Annotated in this window: 3 protein-coding genes; 1 reads left to right on the top strand and 2 read right to left on the bottom strand. The window is 34.8% G+C overall.

The window, feature by feature from the left end; all coding sequences use genetic code 11:
• Positions 1-707: 707 nt before the first annotated feature.
• A complete protein-coding gene (locus K6G87_RS01220; RefSeq protein ID WP_296832764.1) occupies positions 708-1,322 on the bottom strand; it encodes a sce7726 family protein in 615 nt (204 codons plus the stop codon).
• A 155-nt stretch (positions 1,323-1,477) separates the two neighbouring features.
• Entirely contained in the window at positions 1,478-2,158 is a 681-nt protein-coding gene (locus K6G87_RS01215) for a hypothetical protein (RefSeq protein WP_296832761.1), read from the bottom strand.
• 360 nt (positions 2,159-2,518) lie between these two features.
• On the opposite strand from K6G87_RS01215, the gene K6G87_RS01210 reads away from it, so the two are divergent.
• The gene (locus K6G87_RS01210; protein ID WP_296832758.1) at positions 2,519-2,779 is read left to right on the top strand and encodes a hypothetical protein; all 261 of its coding nucleotides are present in this window, start codon (positions 2,519-2,521) and stop codon (positions 2,777-2,779) included.
• Positions 2,780-2,914 lie beyond the last annotated feature (135 nt).

The following is a 2,914-nucleotide window of genomic DNA, read 5'->3' as shown; positions in this document are numbered from 1 at the left end:
TTTTTCAGCCAGATCATCCTGAGACATATTATTCTTGGTTCTAAGCTCAAATAAAACGTCTTTCGTATTCATGAAAATCCCTCCTTTACTAATATTCTAGTACGAAGATATTCATAATACACGCAACTCGTTGTTGCTTGCGCTCTTTTAAAATCCTATGACTTTTTGTCACTTCGTTCCAAAAGTCATGTAAAGAATGCGGATGAGAAAACACTCCATCCTACAAATAAATATGCAATGGAATAGATCAAAATAGCATGTCGTGTCATCTCATATAAACTGTAATGTTCAACATTGTAGCTTTTCCATCACTAGCAGTTGTCGCAAAATTTGCGACAACTGAATTATCAAGTTCTTCCTTTAATGCATTATTAATATGCTTACCAATTGTCTTAACATCTCGATCGAATAAATCCGCCATATGTGCTTAATATCTTTCCCCATAATGCAAACTATCCTAAAACTCGGCACAATTCTTCACATATCGTTTAAAGCAACGCAGTATGATAAAACCATCAAGAAGAGCATGGCTTCTTGACAGCCAAAACATTGGTGTCAAGTACCATGAATTAATAGTTAATGCATTTATAGTTTATTAACAGGTCCTGACCCCAATGTGCCTGATGATTTGAAATGGCATAAATTACACCTTAGATAGTTGATATGGGTAAGAATATATCTTCCTTAGGTAAGTTTTTTCAAATTTACTATCTGTGATTTTCTTTTCTATACGCCTCTATCTCATCGGATATAAGGGTATAGTCACGCTGAAACAGCTCCTCAGATACCTGCCTCCATAGAAGGCTGGATGGCACCTTCTCCAGAATCTTCTTCTGAACAAATGCCTTACTCTTTTCCTTATATTTTGGCAACCCGTTTATTGCCTGTATGTTGGCAAGTTCCAGTCTCCACAAGATACTGATCTTGCGTTCATCTTTAACCATAGGACTTGGCCCAGCTTCACGAAGCGTGTAAAAATCAAGCTTGCCGTCTACGTCTTCTATGGTTATAATGCCCCACCATTTGGGTACATGCTCTTCAATGTGCGCCGCATGGCTACTTCCAACAGCCACAATGTTATAGTCATAGTAGATGTTGTAGTTTTTCACCTGCCCGGCAAGGCGGGTATATGTATCATTGTCACTCTTTATCTCTATACCGTATATAGCATCAGGCGTGACCATGACAACATCAGCTCTTGCCCTGCCGGTTCTCTTCTCTTCAATAATACGGATCTTCCCGTATCTATCTTCAAGATAATCAAATAGGGGCTCCCTGATGTGCCTGTCATGTGCTGTCAGCTTCTTATTTTCATTCTTCACTTTATAACCCTGATATCTTCTTTATTTCCAGAACTAAATCCTTATACTCTTTGGGATGAGTACTCCATTTGAAGCTCCAGTCTTCGTGATAGGAATAAGTATTGTTCCTGGTGAAAAAACTGAAGCTATGATAGAACTCATCAAGATAATAGGACTTATTGAGTCTCCTGATTCAATTGATACAAATACACAACAATATTAGTACCCATCTGCATCAGCATAAACAAACATATAAATGCAGCAAAGCTGAATGCAAAATCTGCGATTTGAAACACTACCCAATAAAATGTAAGCAATACGAGTGCAAGTTGATCACAAATGTTAAGAAAAGATACTTTTGAATTTTTATATTCATCATACAACATTTTCCATTGTACCGAGTGCCATATTACCGTAAAAACAAACATAAAGCCAATATATATCCCAGATGAAAAATCTTTAACAAAGTAATAAATCGCCTCAATTATGTCAGGTGCAAAAAGGCACCAAAAAATAAAACTTCCAAATGAAGTTTCACCTGGCATCCACTTATTATCTTTTTTGTTTATTTTTTCTATAAACACAACTATAAAAAGAAGAGCAATAGATATTAATATTAAAGATAGTACAAAAATATTACTATATTTGTATTCTTCCTTGGGTTGTGAACCACTGATTATTAAGTACAACGCAACAATGGTTGAACAGCCTGCACCAATAGCATACAGTACATATCCTGCAGTATTCGCTACCTTAGAATTCATTATTATACTCAAAAAATCCAATAGTCTACTCAGACCATTTTTTGCCTTCTTTTTTAAGCTTTTTCTTGCGTTCGGATTTTCAATTGTAGTCATTATTTCCCCCAAAAATGAATAGTAATTAAAATGATATAATTAATTATTTTAATATATTTTCCTTTTTAAATCATCAAAAAACATTTATAAAATCTTTAAAGCCAAATTATTATGCCTGTACTCGAATACAGGCATAATAGGGTTAACTAGAATGAGATAAGTCAATAGCTCTGCCGACTGGCAGAGCTATTCTTAGTTATCTATAAACATTCATTGTTGTAAATAATTTCAAAGAAACTAAGCGCAGCTGAACTCATGAAATCATAATTGGTATCAAACATAGCCTGGTCAAAAGATCATCTAGAGTTTTCCTCAAAAAGACTCATTTTACCATCATGATTGAAATCCCAATGAGCAGAAATGGAGCATTTTTATTTTTTATATCTATTAGTTACTGATTATACTAGTAATCCGCCCACTAAAAGCGTACATATCGATGACATTATTGCTGTTAAAGAAGACCGTGGTAATGGTTCAATACTTATGCCCTATTTTATTGAATGTTGTAAAAGAATAGGTGACACTTGTATTACTGATGAACTAGTTCCAAAAGATAGAAATGATTCTGATAGATTAGAACATTTTTATCAAAAGTTTGATTTTGACGTAGCATACTGGTAAGCGTCAAATAACCCGCCTATGATTTAATCTGCTTCTATGGTTTACTTTAAAAAACCGAAAAAACTAACTAGTTTTTTAAAGGAGGCCAGAAATGGATCAAATCACACACGATGTGCGTACAGCCCAGTGGGCTGA

Source organism: Butyrivibrio sp. (assembly GCF_024699075.1).
This window is presented reverse-complemented; position numbering and strand designations above follow the sequence as displayed.

What these genes read in the sequence shown, in the direction of transcription:
- K6G87_RS01215 (WP_296832761.1), bottom strand. Translation starts at nt 2,158, where the DNA reads ATGACTACAATTGAAAATCCGAACGCAAGAAAAAGCTTAAAAAAGAAG.
- K6G87_RS01210 (WP_296832758.1), top strand. Translation starts at nt 2,519, where the DNA reads ATGGAGCATTTTTATTTTTTATATCTATTAGTTACTGATTATACTAGT.